The organism is Zavarzinella formosa DSM 19928 (genome assembly GCF_000255705.1).
GTDB lineage: Bacteria > Planctomycetota > Planctomycetia > Gemmatales > Gemmataceae > Zavarzinella > Zavarzinella formosa.
On sequence record NZ_AIAB01000572.1, the window covers coordinates 1 to 694 of the forward strand.

The following is a 694-nucleotide window of genomic DNA, read 5'->3' on the forward strand; positions in this document are numbered from 1 at the left end:
GGTATCAGCGTTGAAAAAATCTACCGACAAACGGGTTGGATGATGAGGCTCCATTTAGGCAGGGTGGCAGAGCGGAGCAGGCGGCGGGCGACTGGGGCAAATTCTTCCCGTGTCAGCCGGACGCCTCGTTGATAAGGCTTGGTGGTTTCCCGCACCAGCGGATGAATCTTCCTCCAAGTCATCGTGGCGGCCCAGAGGAGGACAAGGGCGACGGAACGGAGCAACGCTCCGTTCCAGTGTTGTTCCAAGATGCCCCAACAACGCTCAATGGGATTATATTTGCTGTGATAAGGCGGCAGGTATGCCAGTTCGATTACCAGACGGTGTCGGTCGGCCAGTTCGGTCAGACGTTTCATGAATTGAGTGCGGGAACTGTTGATCTCCGGCCCGTTGTCGAGTTCGATGTGCAAACGCCGCACGCCGGCGTGGGCCTCCTTGCGCTCGTTCCACCATTGGTCGAGGCCGTCGGCGATGAAGTCGCTGGTCTGGCGGGAATGACCGAAGAGAAACCACGGTTGATGGATTTCCCTTGTTCCGCGGCTCAGTTCCAGAATGCCAAACGGGACGAGCAGGGGGCCGGCTGACATGTCATGATCGAGAGCCTTGACCGGTTCGGTTCCGCGACATTGACCGCCACGCGAAAAATCCCCGACTTTGACTCTGGCCTTGGTGTCGAGGGAAATTCTCAGGATGT

General features: G+C 57.8%; 1 protein-coding gene. It reads right to left on the reverse strand.

Annotated elements, in window-relative coordinates; translation table 11 throughout:
- Window positions 1-20: 20 nt before the first annotated feature.
- Window positions 21-694: ISAzo13-like element transposase-related protein (locus BGIM_RS0100780; RefSeq protein WP_020467920.1), on the reverse strand; the 674-nt coding region annotated here is incomplete at its 5' end.